We start from the raw sequence: 23,975 nt of genomic DNA on the forward strand, positions 1-23,975 counted from the left end.
CTATCCTTTTGGTGGACAATTGTCGTTACCGTAGCTATCCTTTGCCCGGATGCGTCCGTCACGTCCGTGAATCACTAGCTCAGATTGCTGATGCTGAGCAATAACTCTGGCTATCTCTATAGCCGCCTGTTGTGTTGTGGTTACTGCGGTAGCCTTTTCATTACCGGCCCCCTTCACCTGCCAGCCCCCCGAAGGGTGCTTGGTCACATGCTGATTTCTACCCATAGTTTAAGTTTTTAGGGTGAAAAAATAATCCTGCCCGTAAGTAGCTCACGGTTTAACGGGCATTGTAGCCGGCATGCTGTGAAGAAAAATCGATGGCCGCAACGGCCGCGGATACAAATGTTCGGGGTCTGGGGTATTCCCTTACTTTTGAAGCCGGTTTCGTACCGATTCCGGGAAGTTTCTAGCATGCTATAATTCTTCCCTTCGCCCTCGCCGGTTCTCGACCAACCAGTGGGGGCTTCTTCTTTTTCCAGAATCATGCTCCAAATCACGGGCCAATAACTGTAACCTGCCACATTGGCTTAACATTTCATTAGCAACCCGTAAGTAGACAACCATAATTCTGACAGACAGTCAAATATACAACTTTTGTCAACCTACGCCCACCCATACCCTAGTAAAAACTGACATAAATACTGAAGTGGAAAAAATATGAATCGAAATTTGTCAACTTACCCTTACCTTTGCACAACAATTCTCGCATTATGTCAGCCCCATTTTCACAGCGCTTCAAAGAAGCCCGTATGCTCAATGGGTTTTCTTTACAAGATCTGGCCAATAAACTCCACGCCGAACAAATCAGCATCTCAAAGCAGGCACTCCACAAATACGAAAAAGGCGAAGCCATACCCGATACCCAAATGCTGCTGCAGCTCAGTCGGGTGCTGGGTGTTCGCCTCGATTTCTTTTTCCAACGCCACACCGTAGAGCTCAGCACTCCGGAGTACAGGAAACTCAGCAAGCTGCCGGTAAAAGAGCAGGAACGCATCACTGCCATTACCCGGTTTGCGGTGTCCCGCTATCTCGAACTGGAGTCCTTATTAGACCTGAATACTCCTTTCATCAACCCCTTAGCCAACTTTCCGGAAATCAACGAGCTGGCAGAGGTGGAAGTTGCAGCCAACCACGTTAGAACCCAATGGAATTGGGGTACCGGCCCATTATACAATGTGCTCGAACTATTGGAAGACCAGCATGTAAAAATGATACTCCTCCAATCCGAGGACAGCTTCGATGGTATGAAAGCGTGGGTGAATGACCAGCAAATTGCAGTCATTGCCCTGAATAGTGTGCGCCTCAATAGCCCCGACCGGCTTCGTTTTACCGCCTTACACGAATTAGGCCACCTCTTACTGCCCATCAACCATTTGCCCGAAAAAGAAAGAGAACGGATGTGCAACCGCTTTGCAGCAGCCATGTTATTGCCTGAGTCTACTGCCAAAATGGAGTTCGGAGCCAAACGCAATCGCCTGCACCTGCAAGAACTGGCCGATTTGAAAAAGCAGTACGGCATATCCATGCAGGCCCTCGCCTTCCGTGCCAACGATTTGGGCATCATTACCGACAGTTACCTGAAACAGTTTATATTTATGTTTTATCAGCATGGCTGGCGCCAAACTGAACCGGCACCTTACACCGGCGAAGAAAAGGCTACCCGCTTCAATCAGTTATTGATGCGGGCGCTGGCTGAAGAAATCATTTCAATCGACAAAGCAGCCGTATTGAATAACCAGTCTTTACTCGCATTCAGAAAACAGTTACAAATGGTAGAATGAATATAGCACTCACAGATGCATGTATTTTTATAGACCTGCACGACCTCTCCCTCACACATCAGTTATTCCAACTACCTATTGATATTCATACCAGCGATGCCGTATTTGCAGAGCTGTATGCGGAGCAGCAAGAAATCTTAAGGACATTTGTATCCAGCCAACGATTGTTCATTCATGCATTAACCGTAGAAGACATGTCATCCATTCAGGCCTTACCTTTGCCAGATGGACTAACATTTAATGACAAAACGGTGCTCTATCTGGCCTCAAAAACCGGCGGCATGGTACTCACCAGCGATGCAAAGGTGCGCTATCATGCAGGCAGGCAAGCTATCGAATACCATGGCATGTTATGGCTGTTCGACCAAATGCTATTGCATCAGCTAATCACAAAAAAGGCAGCTATTGCTGCACTTCAACGCCTCTGTTGTATCAACAACACTTTCCAAAACAATCCCCGGCTGAAAGAGGAAATAGAAAACCGGCTGAAAAGCTGGGAAACTCCTTAGTAAAAATCAATTCTCAGCCTAAGCTCCGCCTTGGTTCGTAGCGCACAAAAAAAAGCGCCTCATACAGCTGCAACATCCCATCCCCTCACTGCATATACCGCCACTCCCATGGCGCAACCGGTTGTTTATCTGCCCACAGGCCAATCTGGGCAGTACGGGCAGCCAGCTCCATCTTCGCCCTCGCAGCGTTTTGGTCATACCGGGTATAATGCCACGCCACTCCCCCACACCTGCCAACTTACCAACCTGCCCACATACCAACCTCCCAACCCCATTGCCGCTTCATCAAACCTGACCCCAAAAAGTCAAAAAACCATCATCGACTTATTTATAACGCCAAACCAATGGATCTTTGCCCAATCGGCATTTGCACACCGCATCCAAAACAGTGGGTTCCCCTTCCTGAATACCGATACCCTCACACTCGTAGCAGCTTATGAGAATCACCAATTAATTGCTGTAAAAGAAATGATCTGCAGCAACCCCAACAGCTTCAACCTCCCCGATAATCTACTGGCACAAATACACACACTACCAGACATGGTAGCTTCACCCCCTCCATGGTCAACAGAATGAATCAATTCACCGCAATGAAATGGACATGAAATCAGCACTTGTATCACCGGTTTCCTTAGCTACCTCTCGCAACTTTTGGCCGGTGGCATATTAGCATTTCATATTTGTTGGTGATAACACCTGCAACGGTGACTCCATAAGGAACACCAGCAAACCAAAGTGTAATCAACTATTTAAAAACCGTTTCCACTTCTCTTCATAAACCTTTAATGTCTTGCTATTCAAAGGAGGCATTGTCTCTTTTGTTTGTTCCAAAGTATTATTTTCGATAATACGTAAGAATTCATTAAAATCTGTAATGAACGCTGATAAATCAAAATCTTTGATACCCAGTTGATTAAACCCAGCAATGGTATCCTTTAATTTTTTTTTACACTCTGTTCGTACTGCATGTTCATCATGTTCTTCTACCCATTCTATATCAATCTTTGAAGCAAAACTTATTAACTTTTTACTTTTGATATGCTCAACAGAAAGGTCAACAAATTGAAGCTGGTAAGGCGTTTTACAAATTAAACTTCCTGCAATCTCAACTACACTACTGCCATATTCCCTATCCTGATAAAAATTTTGCAGAAATGAAAGCTCATTATATAAATTCTGAAATTTGAGATGAAGAGAAGGCTCAGTAGAAAAGTTTAAACTAATTATCATACTATTTAATCATTAAATTGCCGGGAGGCAGATGTCCATGTTGTAATAAATATTTTAATATAAACTTTTTTTCTGTGCCTTGGTTCGTGGCTCACGAAACGAGGCCCTCATACAGCTGCAAAAAAACCATAACCATTACTGCATAAACCGCCACACCCATGGCGCAACCGGTTGTTTATCTGCGCACAGGCCAACCTGGGCAGTACGGGCAGCCAGCTCCAACTTCGCCCAGGCAGCGTTTTGGTCATACCGGGTATAATGCCACGCCACTCCCACACACCTACCAACTTACCAATCTCCAAACTTATCAACCCAAAAAATCACCAACTACCACAAAAGTCAACCCGTTACACAGAGGGAGGCGCTGGCACGGCAAAACGGGCGGAGCCATCGGGTTTGCCTTGATTTTTCTTGCCTCGACTTAGTCGTAGGTGGTACTTTTTGCATCAAGGCAAAAAGTACATACTACGCTCCGGGCAATCAATCCCATGCAGCCGTATCCGTACTTCCTTCTTCTGCCTCAATCATTCGTAATTACCCTCTTTCAATAAATGAAAATGATTGAAATTAACATCTGGGCAATTCTTGATAATTATTTATACCCTACAAGTTTTTAGATTCGCAATATGGCAGCATCTGACCAAATCAAGAGCATGATCCGCTATTTTGGCGAAGGCGATGAAGAACGTTTCTTTTCATCGGCCTTGCAAATTGCTGCCATGGAAGCCCGCAAAGGGCATACAAACCTGGCACATGAGCTGAAATTGCTGATTGAAAAGGCGAAAGCCTACAGGTCGGTTGCTTATGCCGACAGGGCCAAGACCATACCAATTCTGCAGCCCAAACGGGAACTGAAAGATTTAGTAGATGTGTTCTACCCTCAGGTGCGCCTCAAAGAAATGGTGTTGAGCAAGCCTGTTGCGCAATCGCTGCAAAAGCTGGTGAAGGAGCAAAAGCATTGGGAGAAACTGCAGCAATTCAATTTACAGCCCAAGCGCAAGCTGCTGCTGGTGGGCCCGCCCGGCACAGGCAAAACCATGACAGCACAGGCATTGGCGGGTGAACTGGGCATTCCAGTATTCATTGTGCGCCTCGATGGTATCGTTTCCAAATTCATGGGCGAATCCATTGCCAAGCTGCGCCTCATTTTTGAAGCCATGGTAGATAATCGTGGCGTTTACCTCTTCGATGAGTTCGACTCCATTGGTAGCCACCGCGATAAAGGGCAGGATGTCGGCGAAATCAAACGCATCCTCAACAGCTTCCTTATCCACATTGAGAAGGACCAAAGCAACAGCATCATCATTGCAGCTACAAACCTGCCCGACATGCTGGATAAAGCTTTATTCCGCCGCTTTGATGAAGTGATTGCTTATCCTCTACCAGATACCGAAGAAATTGAAAATCTGATCAGCCGCTCCCTGCAGGGTTTCGCCAAAGAAGCCAGGTTTGACCTGCATGATATATCCAGGCTGGCCACAGGCCTTAACCACGCACAAATTGTACAGGCTTGCGAAGAAGGCATCAAAGAAATGATAATTGAAGAACTGCCCGCCATATCAACGGCGCACCTCACACAGGCATTACAGAAAAGACAATAAACTATGGCCCACCCTTTTCAGAAACCACACCTCATTCTCCCCCAACGTTTTCAGCAGTCTCAGGAATACAAGTACCCTCGACCTACAGGTTCTACTTTTAAGGTAATGGTACGCAATCGGCAGCAGCATGGCCAACGATTGCTGCAGCAAATGCAACAGGTACTCAATCGTTTTGAACAAGACGAAGCCACCCGAAATGAGCTGGTGGATAATGGTATCCGTTGGGATGAGGTAGTTTATGTGGAGTTTGTTTCTCCTTGGGGGTATGAACTAAACTTTGAGCGCCTTATCCATACTGTGGAGGACCCACATTATCTGCTACTGTCCACAAAAAGGGAGGCCCAGAATGGCAACGATGATCCAAAAACAAACTTTCGCTATCGGTCGTTGCTAATGCTTAAGAAAGGTGGCATCTCCCATTTCATTACTCAGGTAACAAGGTATTTGGAGCGAAACGGACGCTATAGAGGAGAGGATACTGGCAAGCCGGCATCCAATGACTTAATCGCCAATATTGAAGACATTCAGTTAGCCACCCTGGCGGCTTTCTGGGCTGAAAGTTCAAAAAAAGCACCCTTTCCAACCGAAGACGAAGTAGTTTGGTGGGAAGTATGGTTCCGCAAACAGGCATATAACGCAGACACGCTACGAACACAACTGCAGTTAGCTGGAGCAGACTTAGGAGTAGGCGCACTTGAGTTTCCCGAGCATATAGTGCAGTTGGTAAAAGCCAGTGCGAGGCAGCTTAGCGGATCCTTGTTCCTGCTGGACTCCTTATCAGAACTGCGCAAACCACAGCAGCTGAATGATTTCATCACCGACAGGTCTATAACCTATACCGAAAAGCAGGAATGGCTGGATGACTTAATAAGAAGGACTGATGTAAATGGAGACCCTGACAAAGTGCTGGTCTGCCTATTGGATTCAGGCGTCAATCATATGCACCCCTTGCTACAGCCATTGATACCCGGAGATCACTTACATACCTGGAATCCTGATTGGGGTGTGGCTGATTCATGGGAAAGAGGTGGACATGGTACGGGTATGGCAGGCCTTGCCTTTTATGGCGACCTGACCGAGGCTTTGGCAAGTCCGGCACGCATCAGCATCGTGCATGGTGTGGAGTCATTTAAAATTGTGCAGCCTGGCACAGCCAATGATGCCAAGTTGTATGGCATCATTTATCGGGACGGGTGCAATACAGTGCTATCCGAAAGGCCAAATAATCCAAGAGTCTATTGCCTGGCAATAACTAATGAAGATTTGGACAATGGAGGCCGACCCACATCCAGCGCCGCAGCTATTGACAAATTGTGTTTTGGTGGCAGTTATGAAGGCGATCCGAAAAAGCTATTTATCGTGAGCGGTGGAAATGTTTGGCTCAATCATCCCCAAGAATACCCCAACAATAATTTCATTTCTTCAGTAAAAGACCCCGGCCAGGCTTACAACGCTATCACCGTTGGCGCATTTACCCAAAAGGACAAAATGAGCAACAGCACTAACGCTGCCATTGCACCCTATGGCGGCATGTCGCCATTTAACAGCACTTCAGCTGCATGGGATGGCCAGTGGCCCAACAAGCCGGACATTGTAATGGAAGGTGGAAACCAGGAAATAGATGGCAACGACTTACTACACAACGATCAACTAAACCCACTTTCAATAGATAAGAATTTCAACCGAAATATTTTCATTCCATTTGGTGGCACCAGTGGAGCCTCTGCCATGGTGGCCAACATGTCAGCGATGCTTCAGCACAAGTATTCTGACTTATGGCCGGAAACCATCAGAGGTCTGCTCATTCATAGCGCCGAATGGACGCCAGCCATGCTGGCTGGAAGGTCACTTCATACCTTGTCAGAAAATGAACGAAGATCATTGATTCGATCGGTAGGCTATGGTGTGCCAAATATTTTGAAAGCCGTGAGCAGTGCCAACAATTCTCTGACGCTTATAGCCCAGGAACACATCACACCATTTAGGCTTGAAAATGGCGCAGTGCGCTACAACGAATATCACTTTTATGAGCTACCCTGGCCAAGGGAGGTATTGCTGCACGAAGTGGCAGACAGGGATGCAACCATCACCATTACGCTCTCCTATTTTATTGAACCCAACCCAGGCAACCGGCAATATGCGAGGTCGTTCTCCTATCACTCGCACAGTCTCGACTTTAAGCTCATAAAACCAGGAGAATCCATTGAGCACTTTCAAAGAAGAGTATCGGCAGCATCCGTGCTAGAAGAGGAGGATGAACTAGAAGAAAACATGCCAGCCGATAAGAAAGGTGAAGACTGGTTCATTAAAGAAAGGGTCCGGAGCAAAGGATCCATCAAAAAGACATGCTCACGGTAAGCGGTGCTGAACTGGCTGACAGGCATTATTTAGCCATCTTTCCCAAGGCAGGTTGGTACCGTACACGCAAAAGATTGAACCGCTACAATACATCAGTTCGGTATAGTTTGATTATCTCAATTGAAACTCCTGTAGAGGAAGTAGACATTTATACTCCTGTCGAAATGCTGATAGCGGTCCCAATTCCAATATCATCATAATTGGTAGCTTAGTTGTGCCTTGGTTCGTGGCTCACGAAACAAGCCCTTACCCAGCTACAATATCCCATACCCAATTACTGCATATACCGCCACTCCCATGGCGCAACAGGTTGTTTATCTGCCCACAAGCCAACCTGTGCAGTACGGGCAGCCAGCTCCAGCTTCGCCCAGGCAGCGTTTTGGTCATACCGGGTATAATGCCAGGCCATTCCCACACACCTACCAACTTACCAATCTCCACACTTATCAACCTCAAAAAAGCAGCCTCAATCACAAAAGTCAACCCGATACACAAAGGGAGGCGCAGGCAAGGCCATCCCGATAGCTATCGGGAGCCCGGAGGGTTCGGGTTGGCCTTGTCCCGATTGCTATCGGGATTATTGGTACTTTTTGCATCAAGGCAAAAAGTACAAGCAATCAAGCGCTTCATAAAACTGCAACATCCTATGCCTATTACTGCATATACCTCCACTCCCATGGCGCAACAGGTTGTTTATCTGCCCACAGGCCAACCTGAGCAGTACGGGCAGCCAGCTCCAGCTTCGCCCAGGCAGCGTTTTGGTCATAACAGGCATAATGCCAAGCCACTCCCACACACCTGCCAACTTACCAACTTACCAACCTACCAACCCCCAAAAACCACCACAAAAAGTCAACCCGCTACACAGAGGGAGGCGCAGGCAAGGCCATCCCGATAGCTATCGGGAGCCCGGAGGGATCGGGTTGGCCTTGTCCCGATTGCTATCGGGATTATTGGTACTTTTTGCATCAAGGCAAAAAGTACAAGCAATCAAGCGCTTCATAAAACTGCAACATCCCATTCCCATTACTGCATTTACCGCCACTCCCATGGCGCAACCGGCTGTTTATCTGCCCACAGGCCAACCTGAGCAGTACGGGCAGCCAGCTCCAGCTTCGCCCAGGCTACGTTTTGGTCATACCGGGTATAATGCCAGGCCAGCCCGGCCTTCAGTAAAGCTTCATTCAGGCTTTGCGCCGGCTCGTCGTACCATACTATACCTATTGTACGCCCATACCGGTCAGTATCAGTACTATCCACCTTCACGGTCTTGCCATAAATGGCTTTACTGGCAAATGCCTTCGCCACCTGCCCAAACGGCTGCCCCTTCTCCGGGCAATCAAAGCCAGGGTAAAAGTTTCAAAAGGCTATACAGAGAAGCTGCACTGGACGCATATCTGTTTTTGAACTGCTGGAAGTAAGAATACTTACCCGTGAATGGATAGAAGAATACAATACCAAAAGACCGCATGAATCTCTTCAGAATCATACTCTCGAAGAATGAAAGTTAAAACAAACCAATACCTTCAATACTCTAATTAAAGCTGTCTAAGAAAAGGGGCACTTACAATACAAGATTACAAAAAGAGAAATATTAAGGTGTATCAAGGGTTGTTAGCTATCCAATTACTATAATTATCCCTTTGTAAATCAAATAAAAGTGACTGAAATATTCTTGAGTTGTAAGTATAAAGAGTGTGTCTCAAAATTGTATAAGGATTCATCTTGTCTCCATAAGTATCCTCTCTATACTTTTTATACCTCTCAACCAATTCATGATGTTTCTCAAATGCATCTTTTAAGTCACCTATAGTAAGCTCCTTTAAATTGACAATTTCATAAATAAACCCCTCAACTTTGTAATCTTCAAATACAAAGTCTTTGAAAACACTATTACAATAATTCAGAAAGTTCCCAACGTCTAGTTTCTCTTTTAAGAGTAACTCTTCCTGCTTAATTTTTTCTTCAATCTCAGCTTTAGTCTCAAGACGAATCGCATCGAACTCCCTATCTGCCATTTCAAACAACGCCGCTAAATTGATTACTCGTCTTTGAAGTTTATCGGATAAAGACTTTTTATACTTCAATTTATGGTCCACTTCACTCCAAGCATCTTGAACAATTGACCTTACTTGTACTTCAAACTGGTATTGAGCAATGTGTTGATACTCTTTAAATCCACTTCTTTCCTTGTTTAACTTTAAATCCAAATGAACTCCTTTATATCCGAATGTGTCTTTCTTTTGAAGCAGTTGCAAAGTTTTATTTGTAATATCTAATGTCTCAAAATTCTCTTTTACTACATCGACAACCTTTTCGATATCACTTTCATACATACAAATTACACGAATACCAATAAGGTCAGTTATGAAGTCCTTAATCTCATAATTCTTTTTGCTTTTCTCTACTTCCTTTCGATACTTCAAATTAAATTTTTCTATACACTCATTTCGCTCTTTAACTCTAGAAATAATTTTCGGTGTGATAAATTCTTGAGTATTAGACAGTAATAAATAAATCAAGTTTCTGAAAGATTTTTCAGCAGAATGAATATTATCAATATTAGCTGCATAAAATTCTTTAAAGTTTTCTTTCTTCTCTAAAAAGTCTATCATAAGTGCAGTTTTTGGTTCTGATAGTGTGTATAACCATAAAAGGTTAGGCTGATTTATTCTTTATCAACGTTCACAGCAATTGCAATCCAACTTTTATAGTTTCTTCCAAACAATATTTTCTCTTTTTCCTGAAAGTTCCCTATCAGTTAACAATTTACAAAATCTATATTCAGAGAATTATATTTTACCAAATTTCTGCGAGATAAATTATCCTAATGAAGAATTGGAAAAACAGATCGTTGATACAAGTTTCAACATTGAATATTCATGTTTTTTCTCTTTGCTGTTCGGGATTTGCAATCCCGAACCTATATCGCCGGGTTTGTAACCCGGGAAATCATGCGGTAAATTTGAAATCATGTCATTTGCTTACAACATCAAAGATCAGGGTGCTCTTCACTTCCTCACCTTTACGGTACACCAGTGGGCTGATGTTTTTACACGTCAACAGTATGTGGATTTGTATCTCGACAGCCTACAATATTGTCAGCAAGAAAAAGGCCTGCTGATCTATGGCTGGGTAGTAATGACCAACCATATACATCTTTTGGCCAGAGCAGCAAATGAAAACCTAAGTGAAATTATTCGTGACCATAAAAAGTTTACGGCAAAAAAAATATGTACAGCTATAGCAGCAAATGAAAAGGAAAGCCGGAAGGAATGGCTGTCGTTAATTTACAACGTGAAGGTCATATCTGGTTTTGGGAAGAAGGTTATCATGGTGAAGCGATTTACAGTGAAGCTTTCTTTCTTTCGAAACTGGAATACATACACAAAAATCCAGTTCGTGCAGGCTTCGTGGAAAGCCCTGAACACTATGTGAACAGCAGTGCTGCCGACTACTCAGGATTAAGGAAAGGCAGGTTGGCCATTTTTGGTTTATAGTAGCCTTTTGCGGATTGCAAATCCGCCGATATGGCTTCGGGATTACAAATCCCGAAGAGCAGCTTCGCCATTACAAATGGCGAACAGCGAACATCTCGAATAGCGGGGTTTTGGGAAGAAGGTTATCATGGTGAAGCGATTTACAGTGAAGCTTTCTTTCTTTCGAAACTGGAATACATACACAAAAATCCAGTTCATGCAGGCTTCGTGGAAAGCCCTGAACACTTTGTGAACAGCAGTGCTGCCGACTACTCAGGATTAAGGAAAGGCAGGTTGGCCATTTTTGTTTTTAGTAGCCTTTTGCGGATTGCAAATCCGCCGATAGCCCGTTCGTCATTGCAAATGGCGAACAGCGAACATCTCGAAGAGCGGGCGGGAGAAGACTGTTTAATAAGGCTACTTCCAGTAGTAGTCCACAATAAATCCTACAGCAGTTACTATTAAGAAAAACAAAAAATGCCTTGTGGCAACTCTCTTCACTGGAAAGGAATAAATCCGTAGCCATCGATTCCCCAAGGAACAAATTATTGTTACTATAACACTTGCAACAAGGGATAAAATTATCCCAAACAGTATTTTTTTAAAATAGTAGCTTAATGGATTTGTTGTCAATACTTCTTGCATCCTTTGAGGGCTTACAATTGCAAATATCATTGCAAGGAAGAGAAATATTGCCAGTATTGCGTCAACAAATATTATAAATGCTATTCCAATTACTTGTTTTGAATTCATGGTTTATTTTCGTTATCTTCTTTTGCACGATTATATATGATAGCTTCGTCTGTTTCTGTAACAGTAAAATCACCAAGATTAACCAATGAGCTAACAATAGCTTTCAATCTGTCTATTGTTTCCTTGGTCACAGTTTTTCCATGTGCTAACCTACCACCTCCTTTAAATCCAATTTCATAAAAAATACCTTTAATATGGTGTGCTGGCGATATCCAGTCATCTGAGTAATATACTTCATAACTAATATAAGCAGGATTTGTTATAAATTCATTTGCCTCATCAGGAGACAAATAAAGAGCAGTTTCAACAGCATGGAATATGCCATCATTCCGTCCAAACCTCATTGCCATATAATCTGCCATACCAGCAGCAAATGCAGCGCCCTCGCTATGACCTCAGCCTTGGTTCGTGGCGCACAAAAAAAACGCCTCATACAGTTGCAACATCCCATAACCATTACTGCATATACCGCCACTCCCATGGCGCAACCGGTTGTTTATCTGCCCACAGGCCAATCTGGGCAGTGCGGGCAGCCAGCTCCAGCTTCGCCCAGGCTGCGTTTTGGTCATAGCGGGTATAATGCCAGGCCAGCCCGGCCTTCAGTAAAGCTTCATTCAGGCTTTGCGCCGGCTCGTCGTACCATACTATACCTATTGTACGCCCATACCTGTCGGTATCAGTACTATCCACCTTCACGGTCTTTCCATAAATGGCTTTACTGGCAAATTGCTTAGCCACCTGCCCAAACGGCTGCCCCTTCTCCGGGCAATCAATCCCGTGCAGCCGTATCCGTACTTCCTTTTTCTGTGGGGTTAGTAAACTAAATGTGTATCAAGTTCCTCATTTCGTTTCCGAAAAAACATCGGCCTTCCACAGGCAGCATATTGATAATACCGGTTATCATAACGGCAATTTGCCAAACCCTACCAACCTGCCAACTTATCAACCTAACAACCTCAACCTACCACCTTACCGGTAAGCTGGCCAAAGAGGGCATTACTACAAATCAGGGTATTGTTACAATTGCGTCTCCGTAGTTTATTCAAAAGCAATTGATTATTTTGTGCCAAGAAGGGCCAGAAAAAGGGAATGGAAGCATGATTTCTCTCCGTAGAGCATTCATTTGTAGTCTGGCAGGCTTCATCACACCACAATAATTTGAAAAAAAGTCCAAGTTTAGTTGGAACTAAACACAGTATGCCTAAATTCGCACTCAGCAAGGTTAAAACCATAAACGCAAAACAAGCGGTACACGAACTTGAAATTGATGGTGTAAAAGTGCTGGATGCATTTGAAAATCAGCTAACTGGAACCAGTTTTCAATCAGAATACAAAACGCTACTCACCTATATTGAATATGCTGCAAATAATGGCAGTTTACCCGCAACAAAATTCAAAGACATTACACCAAAAGGAGAAGTAGTAAAAGAATATGAGTTTAAAAGTAAGCATCTGAGAATCTATGCCATCAAAGCCAGTAATGGCAAAATAATTGTACTGTGTGGATTGAAAAATAACCAGAAATCAGACATCACGAGTTTCAGGTCAATCAAAAAACAATTCTGTAACGCTATTAAAGTGGGAAAGTAAAAATGAAAAGAGAAGAATTGCTTAAAAGCCGGGAATATTGGATTGCCCAAATTCAATTAAAGCTTTACGAAATGATTGAAAACTACCGTAAAGAAAACAATTTGAATAAGACACAACTGGCACAAAGGCTGGGGGTTACCAAAGGATATATAACTCAAATTCTAAACGGCGACTTTGACCATAAAGTAAGTAAGCTTGTCGATCTGGCACTGGCGTTTGATAAAGTACCTTGCTTTGAGTTTGAAAATTTTGAACAATACTTACTCTGTGATAAGTTGGGTATGAATGATATTAAAATAAATGCAAGGCCAATCATACATCTCACAGTTTCTCACTCCTATACACTACCCCGTAAAGACACAGACACAAATGCGGATACCGGTCTTTTTCATTCAGATCAAATAACATATACGTTGAACAAGCCAGGATGTATTACTGAAGTACCAGCTTTAAACTAATCGGTCATCAATGACAGAACAAAAATTCGCAATAGAACTAAAGGCTGCCAGCACTGAAGAATTCAAGGTTGAAAGATCTTTGCATGATAAAATTGGGCCTATAAACCCACAAAAAATTAATGTCCAACTTGGATTTCAGTTTCATCATGAAATTGTCAAAGATATATTTACCGTTACCGTTTTAGTGGTATATCAATACCCGACAAATCCAAGCAACAATGAGCATATCGAGCTGATGAAGTTTCAGGCGGGTTTTGACTTTACAGTTACAAATCTCAAAACCATTTTAAAACCAAATCAATCAGGCTTCCAGATGCCTGATAATGTAATGATGGCCATCGTAGGGGTTTCCATATCAACTGCGAGAGGTATGCTCATACCGTTAACCGCCGGCAGCTATTTAAATTCCTTCATTCTTCCGATTGTTGACACAAAAGAAATGTTGGAAAACTTAAAGATTAAAAAAACGCCAATTGAAAATGAACTTCATGTTCAAGGCCAGCAACAATTGACAAAACGAAAACCCAAACAATCCAGATAATATACCACTGGCACATTTGTTTTGCATCGACTTGGTTTCACAGCCATGGTTCGTGGCTCACGAACCATTCATCATCCCCCTAGCAGCCACTTGGTCATACCGGGTATAACGCAAGCCAACTCCCCTAACACTTTCTAACCTAATCAGAATGAATTGAAAAACTGGTATAATTAAATTAGGGTGAATCCACCAACCACCAACCACCAACTATCTACTACCAACCACCAACCATCATCCATCCCCCTAGATACTCCCTACATACGCCCTACATAATGCATGGGGAATGGCACTTATCCACATTTCGGTATCACTTAAACAGTCGACAAGAAATAGCCCACCTTTTAGGAGTAATAAGCATTTGAAAAACAATCACTTATACGATACAAGAAAAAGATGCCGATAGTTGCAGAACAAAAAACGAATACTACCGCAACGGCAGCTGAAACCGATACAGCAAAGCCGGCAATTGAAAACCCTTTTTACCAAAAGCTTCTGTAGCCAGCCAACCACTATTGGAGGTTTCAAAACAAACGGATTCCAGTTGGCCGGTTTGAATGGAAGGCGGCAGCGTAAATAGCTGTACGTTGCCTGTAAGACGAATAGCAGTACCCCGTTGCGCAATGGCAATCAATTGCACGGCTCCCTGCCTTGAATAAGCAGTCAGCAGCAGCCAGCCCTTGGCATGGTACGCAGCATCGGTTATTTTAAAAGCACCGGTATGCAGGCTGTCTACCAATGTTGCTTTGTAGTGGCCGGCCTTTGCCGGCATTGTATAATGATAGCTAGTACTACCCGCCCAGTTTTTACTAAATAAATGCACCTGCTGCTGATGCACCACTATGGCTTCACAATCGAAACGGGTATGGTTGCCGGTAACAGCGCTGTAGTCTGTTTGGTCGGCATAGCTGAACCCGATTTTCCCAATAGCCGATGCTGGAATCACAATTTTCTTTTTGCCCGCTACAATCAACTTTTTAGGCACCATATAAATGGCCAGGTTCTTTCTGTTGCCCGATTGATTGTTGCCCACATCAGCCACATAAAAATGCGTGGCATCCTGGCCCATGGCTTCCCAATCTTCATTGTGAATACCTTCCAATACGATGGTTTGTTGAATGTCGCCCTGCGTATTGCATACATACAAATGCGCTGGATGGCCGCCATCGTTCAGCATCAGCAACTGCTTGCGTTCCGGCCAGTATTGTACCGCACTTACTTCTTCGAGTTTGTTATCCAGTGCAGCCACTTTTTCAGGACTATACCGCGTAGCAGACTGTGCCTGTAAAACAACAACTGCCAACAAACTCAGGAAGCTTGTCAGCAGTTGCTTGGTATGCAAAAATGAAAACATGTAGCTGGGTTATTTCACTTCAATCTCGTGGCCCATCTTATCCCGCTTCGCCACCAGATAATCATGGTTGTGAGGATTAGACGGTACTTCCAAACCAACGGTATCTACAATCTCCAACCCGTAGCCCATCAGGCCCACCCGTTTCTTGGGGTTGTTGGTCATGAGTCTGATTTTGCTGACGCCCAAATGCCGGAGTATTTGCGCACCAACGCCATAATCCCGGGCATCGGCAGGCAGCCCCAGCATCAGGTTGGCTTCCAGCGTATCGGCACCCTCCTCTTGCAGCTTGTACGCCTTCAGTTTGTTCACCAGGCCAATGCCCCTGCCCTCTTGGTTCATGTATAAAATCACACCCTTTCCTTCAGCTTCTACTTTTTGCAATGCACAAGCCAGTTGATCGCCACAGTCGCAACGGAGGCTACCCAAAATATCGCCGGTAAAACAACTGCTGTGTACCCTTGTAAGCACCGGTTCATCTTTGACCCAGTCCCCTTTTACGATGGCCAGGTGTTCCATGTCGTTGCTCTTGTCTTTGAAAGCCACCAACTGAAAATGACCGTATTTGGTCGGCATGGCTACCCGCACTATTTCTTCAATCAGCGTATCCTGCTTCAGCCGGTACTCAATCAGGTCTTTAATAGAAATGAGCTTGAGGTTCCATTTTTTGGCAATTTCCTCGAGTTGAGGAAGCCGTGCCATGCTGCCATCTTCATTCATAATTTCCACCAGTACCCCCGCAGGTTCATATCCGGCCAGACGGGCCAAATCGACTGTGGCTTCTGTATGACCGGTACGGCGCAATACACCGCCGGCCTTGGCTATCAACGGAAAAATATGCCCGGGGCGCCCCAAATCAGATGGTTTGGTAGCCGGGTGTATCAAAGCCTGTACAGTTTTAGCCCGGTCTTGTGCAGAAATACCGGTACCTGCACCGGGGCCAATCAGGTCCACCGAAACAGTAAACGCCGTTTCATGCATGCTGGTATTGCTGCTGACCATAGGCTGCAAATCCAGTTCAGCGCATCGTTCAGCTGTCAAAGCAGCGCATACCAGCCCACGTCCGTAAGTAGCCATGAAATTGATGACTTCAGGAGTCACACATCGGGCAGCACAAATAAAATCGCCTTCATTTTCGCGGTCCTCATCATCCACTACAATCACCAGTTTTCCCAATCGGATGTCTTCAATCGCACTTTCAATAGTATCCAGCATAACAAGATTTAGAGGTCAAAATTAGGAAAGCACCTGCATCTGCCCTGCTTTAATTCCGGAAATACAAGGCGGCGGAGGGGCAATGAATTGTTAACAATATTCCGAACAATTAATGTGTTGTTCCTGTTTCTTTGCACTGTAAAAAACTCCAAAACTTATGTTGAGAAATTTTCTCCGGTTCATGGCAGTGATGGCCATTACACTGGTATCCAACACTGTTATGAGTCAGGTAACAACCAGTACTATAACAGGCGTGGTGAAAGATCCTAAGGGTCAATTGTTGGAGGGTGCTACTGTAAAAGCAGAACACCAACCCTCCGGTACTCAGTACTCAACCTTTACTACAAAAGGTGGCATTTTTACGCTGCCCGGCATGCGTACAGGTGGCCCTTACCGGGTTGAAATTACCTTTACAGGCTTCGCTCCTGCAGTGTACGAAGGCATCGTACTGCAGTTGGGCGAACCATTCAACATCAACGCCAACCTCAAAGAAACTGAAAGCATTCTGGAGAATGTGGTAGTAAGTGGCACCCGCCGCAAAGCAGCCGTCGACAAAACCGGTGCTTCTACCAACATCAGCAACCGTACCATTACCAGCATGCCTACCATTTCTCGTAGCTTATCAGACTTTACCCGCCTGACGCCACAAGCAAACGGCAACAGCTTTGGCGGCCGCGACAGCCGTTACAACAACATTCAGGTGGATGGTGCCAACCTCAACAACAACTTTGGTTTGAGCAGTGAACCGCTTCCAGGCGGCCCCGGTAATCAGCCTATTTCTTTGGATGCGATTGAAGAAGTTTCTATCAACATTGCTCCTTACGACGTACGTCAGGCAGGTTTTACCGGTGCTGGTATCAACGCCGTTACCAAGAGCGGTACAAATAAATTTAAAGGTTCTGCCTACACTTACTATCGTGATGAAACCTACAACGGAGCCCGTGTTGCAAATGAAAAGCTTGGTCCTCAACAATTTTCTCAGAGCAATATTTGGGGTGCTACATTGGGTGGTCCAATCATCAAAAACAAACTGTTTTTCTTTGGCTCTTATGAATATGAAAAAGAAGCTTCCCCGGCGTACAATGGTCTCCAAGAGGTGGTTCTGGTATTGGCAACGTATCAAACATTTCTGCCGATACCCTGAAGAAGTTCTCTGATCTGTTGCGCAGCCGTTATGGTTACGAAACAGGTGCCTACGATAATTTCCCCAGCTTCAGTGCCAAAAACACGAAAATTTTGGGCCGTATCGACTGGAACCTGAGCAAGAACCACAAAGTAACTGCCAAGTTCAGCCAGCTCACCAGCAACAATGACAACCAATTGAATGCCACCAGCACTCCTAACGGTGCTTTGACTGGTCTGCAATCTCGCTTTGGTCAGAATGGTATGAGCTACGCCAACAGCAACTATGGTTTTGAAGACATCGTTCGCAACGTAACCTTCGAATTGAATAGCCGCTTCGGTTCTAAAATCAGCAACCAGTTGCTGGCTACCATGACCAATATCAGCTCAATCCGTACTTCACCCAGCGCCATTTTCCCCTTCATTGACATCCGCAATGCCATGGGTATTGGTACTACTACCAACATCAGTGCCGGTTACGAACCATTCTCTTTGAACAACGAGGTGATAAACGATGTGTACAGCTTCACCGACAACTTTACATACTACGCTGGTAAGCATACCCTCACTGCGGGTATCAACTATGAGTATCAGGAAATCGGTAACATGTTCATGCCCGGTTCCCAGAGCTATTATGCGTACAACTCACTGCAAGATTTTGTAGAAAACAAAGCACCAATTGTATACTCAACCACTTATTCTTTGGTACCTGGTCAATCAGCTGTTTATGCTTCTCAGGTAAAAGTGGGTCAGGTTGGTTTGTACCTGCAGGATGAGTGGGTGGTAAATCCACAGTTTAAAATTACCGCTGGTGTTCGTTTCGATAAGTTTGGTTTCCCCGAAACTCCAATTGAAAACAAAGCTATCAGCGCTGTTAACCTCTACGATGCCAATGGCAAGCTGACCAAATACAATAATACAGTTCTCCCCAGCACCAAAATTTACTTCTCGCCCCGTCTTGGTTTCCGCTACGATGTAGATGGAGATAAGAAAACTGTGGTACGTGGTGGTACAGGTATCTTCACTGGTCGTATTCCATTTGTATGGCTTACAAACATTACCCAAAACAGTGCTATGTACCAGTTTGGTGCTACGGTTACCGATGCTACTGCACTGGAACGTTTCAAATTCAATCCAGATCCCAACTTCCACCTCAATCGTGGTGATGCATTGTTGCCAACTACTCCCGGAGGAGCTGTGCCAACCAACCTCGTATACTGTCTGACCCCGGTTTCCGCTTCCCACAACTGTGGCGTACCAACATTGCCATCGATCAGGATTTGGGCAAAGGCTGGTTGCTGACTTTTGAAGGTATCGTTGGTAAAGACATCAACGCTGTGCGGATGCGCAACGCCAACCAGAATAACTTCAATGCCATCCTGAATGGTCCGGACAACCGTCCTCGTTTCCTCGCTTCTGGCGACCGTCGTCTGAATTCAAACATCACCGGTTCTGCCATTATCCTGGAAAACACCAACAAAGGCCATCAGGTAAGTTTGACTACTCAACTGAGCAAGTCTTTCAACAATGGTTTCTTCGGTTCAATTGCCTACACCTATACACATGCGGCTGATGTAACCTCTAACCCCGGTTCTACTGCCAACTCTGTATGGAACAGCACGCCAACTGTTGCTGGTCAAAACGCTTTAGAAATTGGCAGCTCACCATCAGCACTTCCTCACCGCATTATCGCCAACGTATCTTACCGCAAAGAGTTCTTTAAGAAATTGGCTACCACCATCTCAGTATTCTATGAAGGCAGCCATCAGGGTCGTTTCACTTACGTAGTGAGTGGTGACCTCAACAACGATGGTAACTCAAATACCGATCTGTTGTACATTCCTAAAACTGCCAGCGAACTCACTTTCGTAAATGCAACTTATGGTGGTGTAACCTTCACCCCTGCACAGCAGGCTGCTGCATTCGATGCCTACATCGATCAGGACAAATACCTGAGCAAGCGTCGTGGTACTTATGCAGAGCGTAACGGTGCTTTGCTGCCTTGGTACGACCGTGTGGATGTGAAGTTTACACAAGACATCTTCACTCATTTCAAAGGCAATAAAAACACCCTGCAGTTTACTGTAGACGTGTTCAACTTTGCCAACATGCTGAACCGCGATTGGGGTATCCGTCGTTTCACCATTCAAAACCAACCATTGGTTTCTGCAGGTGTAAACTCTTCAGGTGTACCTACCTACCGCATGAACCAGACCAGCAACCAGCTGCTGACAAAGACATTTAACAACAGCAACTCTACAGCCAGCACCTGGAGCATGCAAATCGGTTTGCGTTACATGTTCAACTAATCGGGTTACATACGACATTACTCATCACAGTATGTCATATCAACAAGAAAGCCTTCGCAATGCGAGGGCTTTCTTGTTGATATAAACTATTATAAAAAAAGTGCAGCCTTTTGTAATGGCTGCACTTTGTATTTCTCGTAGAAATGCTCGTTACTTTTTAGCTTCTCTGGCCCAGGTATCTTTCAAGGTTACGGTACGGTTAAACACCAACTTCGAAGCATTGCTATGCACAGCATCCAGGGTAAAATAACCTTTCCGGATAAATTGAAAATGATCACCTACCTGTGCTGCTGTCAATGCAGGTTCTATGTATGCATGTTCAATCACCTGCAAGCTATCGGGGTTGATATACGATTTGAAATCACCTTCTTCCGCAGAAGGATTTTCAACCTTGAACAAACGGTCGTACAACCGAACTTCCGCTTGCACTGCATGTGCGGCACTTATCCAATGAATGGTACCTTTTGCATGAACACCACTGGTATCGCTGCCGCTGCGGCTTTCAGGAATGTATTCGGCCAGCACTTTGGTTACACGGCCATCAGCATCTTTTTCAAAACCGGTACAGCGAACGATGTAAGCACTTTTCAACCGTACCACGGCACCCGGTGCCAGACGGAACCACTTCTTAGAAGCTTCTTCCATGAAGTCTTCCCGCTCAATCCACAGCGTTCCGCTAAAAGGAATTTCCCGTTCGCCGGTCTCCGGCATTTCGGGGTTGTTTTCCGATTGCATCATCTCTACCTGCCCTGCCGGATAGTTGGTAATTTCCAACGCCAGCGGATCGAGCACCGCCATACGGCGCAAAGCAGTTTTGTTCAGGTCTTCCCGAACAAAAAATTCGAGCAAACTCAGGTCAATCAGGTTTTCTCTTTTGGCCACGCCGATACGGTCGCAAAAGTCTCGGATGGATTTCGGCGTGTAACCACGGCGACGCATACCACTGATGGTAGGCATACGTGGGTCGTCCCAGCTTTCCACATGACCTTCATTTACCAACTGCAGCAGCTTCCGCTTGCTCATTACAGTATAGGTCATATTGAGGCGGGCAAATTCATATTGATGACTCGGGAAAATCTCGAGTTGCTCAATCAGCCAATCGTACAAGGCACGGTGCGGAATAAACTCCAGCGTACAAATGCTATGCGTAATGCCTTCAATGCTATCGCTTTGGCCATGCGCAAAATCGTACATCGGGTAAATGCACCATGCATCGCCGGTGCGATGATGGTGGGCATGCTTGATGCGATAGATGATAGGGTCTCGCAGCAGCATGTTGGGGCTGGCCATGTCTACCTTGGCCCGCAACACCTTGCTGCCATCCGCATATTTACCTGACCGCATGTCGGTAAAGATTTGCAGGTTCTCTGCTACGCTGCGTTCTGCGTATTGGTTACGCACACCCGGTTGTGTGGGCGTACCTTTTTGTGCGGCTATTTCTTCAGAAGTGCTGTCGTCAACATACGCCAGCCCCTTCTCAATCAGTTTTACAGCAAAAGCATACAGCTGTTCAAAGTAATCAGAAGCGTAAAATTCATTGGCCCACTGAAAACCCAGCCACTGCACGTCACCTTTAATACTGTCTACATATTCGGTGTCTTCTGTTACAGGATTGGTATCATCAAAACGAAGATTGGTGGCACCGCCATATTTCTGTGCCAATCCAAAGTTGAGGCAAATGCTTTTGGCATGGCCAATGTGCAAATACCCATTGGGCTCTGGAGGAAAACGGGTAAGAATGGACTTGTGTTTGCCAGCAGCTAAATCGGTTTCAATAATTTCTTCGATAAAATTCAGGCTCTTCTCTTCACTCATGTGTTGCTTGTTTTTGTTGCCACCATTGCCTTTGGGCATTTCATTGCCCTGTAAACTGTGGTACTTCTTTTTATACACGAAGGCTGCAAATGTAACGCAATGCCTATGTTTCACGGAGATGAAAATCACAGTGTACCGTTGCTGCTCCATGTGCCGAGCGGAAGACGGGATTCGAATGCCGACAAGCCACTTGTGGCGGCTGTCTGCACCGTGACATCCGCTTCGGGCGGATCGTCACGGCCCGCGACCTTCAGTTTGGGAAACTGAAGCTCTACCCCTGAGCTACTTCCGCTGAATGTTTTAAAGGTAAGCAACACTGGTTTTGCAACACCTGACTTTAGCCAAGCGCTACATCCAATATCATCATTACTGTAAAGCCACCCATAAAACCCATTACGGCCAAATCGGTGTATTTGTCGCGTTGGGTTTCTGGTATTACCTCTTCCACCACCACGTATATCATGGCGCCTGCGGCAAAAGCAAGGGCAAATGGCAACACTGGCTGCATATATATCACCGCTACGGCGCCCAACACGCCGGCAATGGGCTCTACAATGGCAGAAAGCTGTCCATACCAAAAGCTTTTGAATCGGCTCACACCATGTCTGCGCAGCGGCATGGCTACTGCAAATCCTTCGGGAAAGTTTTGAATGCCGATGCCTATGGCCAAGGTAATGGCACCGGCAATGGTAGCATCGGGCATACCCTGAGCAGCAGCGCCAAACAACACCCCTACGGCCAAACCTTCAGGAATATTGTGGAGCGTAATGGCCAATATCAGCAATGTACTTCTGCGCCATTGGGTTTGTACACCTTCCGTTTCTTCATCGGTAAAATTGATGTGCAGGTGCGGCAAATATTTATCGAGGGCAAATATGAAAAAGCCCCCCGCCAGAAAGCCCACTGCTGCCGGAAACCACGGTGCCGATGGAAACATGCGTTCACTCATTTCAATGCTGGGATTGAGCAGGCTCCAAAAGCTGGCGGCCACCATTACACCACCCGTAAAACCCAACATGGCATCCAACAAGCCACGATGCATCTTTTTAAAAAAGAACACCAGACTGGCACCGGCAGCAGTTACCAACCAGGTAAAAATGGTAGCCAGCAATGCAGCATACACCGGACCAATTTCTGTAACAAAGGCAGTTATTTTTTCCATGTTCTCTAAGCTTCAATCGGTTTTACAAAAATGTTTTTGGCCAGCATTTCGCTAATGGTGAAGCTGGCACCGGTAGCCAACTGCAGCTCCACCGTTTTATCAAAATTGAAATGGCGCAGCACGGTAAGGCGGCTCCCCATTTCCAGTTTTTTGAGGCTGAGCATTTCCAGAAATGATTCATCCTGACTACCCACACCACATACTTCTGCCGGCAGTTGCTCGGCCCAGTTGCTGAGGGCTGTTTGCTCTCGGGCCGCCATATAACCCGAAGGATCCGGAATGGGATCGCCATGAGGATCGAAACGTGGAAAGCCTAAAAATGCATCAAGCTTATCGGTAAGTAAATCACTTTGCACATGCTCCAACTGTTCCGCTACTGCATGTACCTCTTCCCAGCCAAACCCTAGCTTTTCAGACAAGAAAAACTCCCATAACCGGTGCCGCCTGATAATGCCCAAGGCCAGCTTTTTGCCCGTACGGGTAAGCGAACAGCCATAGTACTTTTCATACTTCAACAGTCCTTTAGCTTCCAGTTTTTTAATCATATCGGTAGCCGATGCCGGACGTGTTTGCAGCTCTGCCGCCAAATCATTAGTGTGCACACTTTTCTGGTGGCGTTGCAAGTGGTATATGCTTTTAATGTAATTTTCCTCGGCAACTGTGTACATTCGAAATGTTTAGACAAATCTAAAAATATATTTTTA

The 23,975-nt window shown here is 45.2% G+C and carries 24 protein-coding genes, 1 tRNA gene and 2 pseudogenes; 14 read left to right on the plus strand and 13 right to left on the minus strand.

Going from position 1 to position 23,975, the window contains the following annotated elements:
• A complete protein-coding gene (locus tag GLV81_RS09520; protein ID WP_157478662.1) occupies positions 1–225 on the minus strand; it encodes a DUF2188 domain-containing protein in 225 nt (74 codons plus the stop codon).
• 485 nt (positions 226–710) lie between these two features.
• On the opposite strand from GLV81_RS09520, the gene GLV81_RS09525 reads away from it, so the two are divergent.
• The 3 genes from GLV81_RS09525 (at position 711) to GLV81_RS09535 (ending at position 2,866) form a co-directional block, all read left to right on the plus strand.
• Positions 711–1,781 (plus strand): helix-turn-helix domain-containing protein, encoded by a 1,071-nt coding sequence (locus GLV81_RS09525; RefSeq protein WP_157478663.1) that lies wholly within the window; start codon positions 711–713, stop codon positions 1,779–1,781.
• On the plus strand, positions 1,778–2,290 hold the full coding sequence (locus tag GLV81_RS09530) for a PIN domain-containing protein (RefSeq protein WP_157478664.1): 513 nt from the start codon (positions 1,778–1,780) through the stop codon (positions 2,288–2,290). Before GLV81_RS09525 ends, GLV81_RS09530 begins: the two co-directional genes overlap by 4 nt.
• A 108-nt stretch (positions 2,291–2,398) precedes the next feature.
• Positions 2,399–2,866, plus strand: a complete 468-nt coding sequence (locus GLV81_RS09535) for a hypothetical protein (protein ID WP_157478665.1) — start codon at positions 2,399–2,401, stop codon at positions 2,864–2,866.
• Between the two features lie 165 nt (positions 2,867–3,031).
• Here GLV81_RS09535 and GLV81_RS09540 read toward each other — a convergent pair whose 3' ends face one another.
• Positions 3,032–3,520, minus strand: a complete 489-nt coding sequence (locus GLV81_RS09540) for a hypothetical protein (RefSeq protein WP_157478666.1) — start codon at positions 3,518–3,520, stop codon at positions 3,032–3,034.
• Positions 3,521–4,146: 626 nt separating this feature from the next.
• Here GLV81_RS09540 and GLV81_RS09545 point away from each other — a divergent pair.
• Together GLV81_RS09545 and GLV81_RS09550 are read left to right on the plus strand one after the other, a co-directional pair.
• Complete coding sequence (locus GLV81_RS09545; protein WP_157478667.1) at positions 4,147–5,121, plus strand: AAA family ATPase; 975 nt, start codon at positions 4,147–4,149, stop codon at positions 5,119–5,121.
• Positions 5,122–5,226: 105 nt separating this feature from the next.
• Positions 5,227–7,479 (plus strand): S8 family peptidase, encoded by a 2,253-nt coding sequence (locus GLV81_RS09550; protein WP_197428194.1) that lies wholly within the window; start codon positions 5,227–5,229, stop codon positions 7,477–7,479.
• A 274-nt stretch (positions 7,480–7,753) separates the two neighbouring features.
• On the opposite strand, the gene GLV81_RS09555 is transcribed toward GLV81_RS09550, so the two are convergent.
• Both GLV81_RS09555 and GLV81_RS09560 read right to left on the minus strand, forming a co-directional pair.
• Positions 7,754–7,894 (minus strand): hypothetical protein, encoded by a 141-nt coding sequence (locus GLV81_RS09555; protein ID WP_157478668.1) that lies wholly within the window; start codon positions 7,892–7,894, stop codon positions 7,754–7,756.
• Positions 7,895–8,514: 620 nt separating this feature from the next.
• Positions 8,515–8,811, minus strand: a pseudogene (locus tag GLV81_RS09560) (thermonuclease family protein); the annotation flags it as partial.
• A 26-nt stretch (positions 8,812–8,837) separates the two neighbouring features.
• Here GLV81_RS09560 and GLV81_RS09565 point away from each other — a divergent pair.
• A pseudogene (locus tag GLV81_RS09565) lies at positions 8,838–8,983 on the plus strand (integrase core domain-containing protein); the annotation flags it as partial.
• 100 nt (positions 8,984–9,083) lie between these two features.
• Here the strand turns inward: GLV81_RS09565 and GLV81_RS09570 are convergent.
• Positions 9,084–10,094 (minus strand): GTP pyrophosphokinase, encoded by a 1,011-nt coding sequence (locus tag GLV81_RS09570; protein WP_157478670.1) that lies wholly within the window; start codon positions 10,092–10,094, stop codon positions 9,084–9,086.
• Between the two features lie 358 nt (positions 10,095–10,452).
• Here GLV81_RS09570 and GLV81_RS09575 point away from each other — a divergent pair, with 358 nt between their 5' ends.
• Positions 10,453–10,917 carry a transposase gene (locus tag GLV81_RS09575; RefSeq protein WP_197428195.1) on the plus strand — a complete coding sequence of 155 codons (465 nt, stop codon included), beginning with the start codon at positions 10,453–10,455 and terminating at the stop codon, positions 10,915–10,917.
• A gap of 92 nt (positions 10,918–11,009) precedes the next feature.
• Positions 11,010–11,423 carry a hypothetical protein gene (locus GLV81_RS09580; protein ID WP_157478671.1) on the plus strand — a complete coding sequence of 138 codons (414 nt, stop codon included), beginning with the start codon at positions 11,010–11,012 and terminating at the stop codon, positions 11,421–11,423.
• A 284-nt stretch (positions 11,424–11,707) separates the two neighbouring features.
• Here GLV81_RS09580 and GLV81_RS09585 read toward each other — a convergent pair whose 3' ends face one another.
• Both GLV81_RS09585 and GLV81_RS09590 read right to left on the minus strand, forming a co-directional pair.
• Positions 11,708–12,073: a hypothetical protein gene (locus tag GLV81_RS09585; RefSeq protein WP_157478672.1), complete on the minus strand. Its 366-nt coding sequence runs from the start codon at positions 12,071–12,073 to the stop codon at positions 11,708–11,710.
• Positions 12,074–12,167: 94 nt separating this feature from the next.
• Positions 12,168–12,500: a thermonuclease family protein gene (locus GLV81_RS09590; protein WP_157478673.1), complete on the minus strand. Its 333-nt coding sequence runs from the start codon at positions 12,498–12,500 to the stop codon at positions 12,168–12,170.
• Between the two features lie 369 nt (positions 12,501–12,869).
• On the opposite strand from GLV81_RS09590, the gene GLV81_RS09595 reads away from it, so the two are divergent.
• Genes GLV81_RS09595 through GLV81_RS09605 form a run of 3 tightly spaced genes read left to right on the plus strand, consistent with a single transcriptional unit; the run spans position 12,870 to position 14,300 of the window.
• On the plus strand, positions 12,870–13,301 hold the full coding sequence (locus GLV81_RS09595) for a hypothetical protein (protein WP_157478674.1): 432 nt from the start codon (positions 12,870–12,872) through the stop codon (positions 13,299–13,301).
• Positions 13,302–13,303: 2 nt separating this feature from the next.
• The gene (locus GLV81_RS09600; protein WP_157478675.1) at positions 13,304–13,759 is read left to right on the plus strand and encodes a helix-turn-helix domain-containing protein; all 456 of its coding nucleotides are present in this window, start codon (positions 13,304–13,306) and stop codon (positions 13,757–13,759) included.
• 10 nt (positions 13,760–13,769) lie between these two features.
• On the plus strand, positions 13,770–14,300 hold the full coding sequence (locus GLV81_RS09605) for a hypothetical protein (RefSeq protein WP_157478676.1): 531 nt from the start codon (positions 13,770–13,772) through the stop codon (positions 14,298–14,300).
• Positions 14,301–14,724: 424 nt separating this feature from the next.
• Here the strand turns inward: GLV81_RS09605 and GLV81_RS09610 are convergent, their stop codons facing one another.
• Complete coding sequence (locus GLV81_RS09610; RefSeq protein WP_157478677.1) at positions 14,725–15,651, minus strand: hypothetical protein; 927 nt, start codon at positions 15,649–15,651, stop codon at positions 14,725–14,727.
• Positions 15,652–15,660: 9 nt separating this feature from the next.
• Complete coding sequence (locus GLV81_RS09615) at positions 15,661–16,863, minus strand: bifunctional 3,4-dihydroxy-2-butanone-4-phosphate synthase/GTP cyclohydrolase II (protein ID WP_157478678.1); 1,203 nt, start codon at positions 16,861–16,863, stop codon at positions 15,661–15,663.
• A 157-nt stretch (positions 16,864–17,020) separates the two neighbouring features.
• Here GLV81_RS09615 and GLV81_RS09620 point away from each other — a divergent pair, with 157 nt between their 5' ends.
• From GLV81_RS09620 to GLV81_RS09630, 3 genes are read left to right on the plus strand one after another with little or no spacing between them, the layout of a single operon-like run.
• Entirely contained in the window at positions 17,021–18,007 is a 987-nt protein-coding gene (locus GLV81_RS09620; protein ID WP_157478679.1) for a TonB-dependent receptor, read from the plus strand.
• Positions 18,008–18,024: 17 nt separating this feature from the next.
• Positions 18,025–19,287: a TonB-dependent receptor domain-containing protein gene (locus GLV81_RS09625; RefSeq protein ID WP_157478680.1), complete on the plus strand. Its 1,263-nt coding sequence runs from the start codon at positions 18,025–18,027 to the stop codon at positions 19,285–19,287.
• Positions 19,266–20,294: a hypothetical protein gene (locus GLV81_RS09630; RefSeq protein ID WP_157478681.1), complete on the plus strand. Its 1,029-nt coding sequence runs from the start codon at positions 19,266–19,268 to the stop codon at positions 20,292–20,294. The genes GLV81_RS09625 and GLV81_RS09630 overlap by 22 nt, the downstream gene beginning before the upstream one ends.
• A 150-nt stretch (positions 20,295–20,444) precedes the next feature.
• Here the strand turns inward: GLV81_RS09630 and GLV81_RS09635 are convergent, their stop codons facing one another.
• The 4 genes from GLV81_RS09635 to GLV81_RS09650 all read right to left on the minus strand — a co-directional run bounded on the left by GLV81_RS09635 (position 20,445) and on the right by GLV81_RS09650 (position 23,939).
• Entirely contained in the window at positions 20,445–22,187 is a 1,743-nt protein-coding gene (locus tag GLV81_RS09635; protein WP_246185909.1) for a glutamine--tRNA ligase/YqeY domain fusion protein, read from the minus strand.
• A gap of 78 nt (positions 22,188–22,265) precedes the next feature.
• Positions 22,266–22,401: transfer RNA gene (locus GLV81_RS09640), tRNA-Gly, on the minus strand.
• 45 nt (positions 22,402–22,446) lie between these two features.
• Positions 22,447–23,271 (minus strand): ZIP family metal transporter, encoded by an 825-nt coding sequence (locus GLV81_RS09645; RefSeq protein WP_157478682.1) that lies wholly within the window; start codon positions 23,269–23,271, stop codon positions 22,447–22,449.
• A 5-nt stretch (positions 23,272–23,276) separates the two neighbouring features.
• Positions 23,277–23,939, minus strand: coding sequence for a metal-dependent transcriptional regulator (locus GLV81_RS09650; protein ID WP_157478683.1), 663 nt, complete (start codon positions 23,937–23,939; stop codon positions 23,277–23,279).
• Positions 23,940–23,975 lie beyond the last annotated feature (36 nt).

The sequence above is a fragment of the Phnomibacter ginsenosidimutans genome (assembly GCF_009740285.1).
Taxonomy (GTDB): domain Bacteria; phylum Bacteroidota; class Bacteroidia; order Chitinophagales; family Chitinophagaceae; genus Phnomibacter; species Phnomibacter ginsenosidimutans.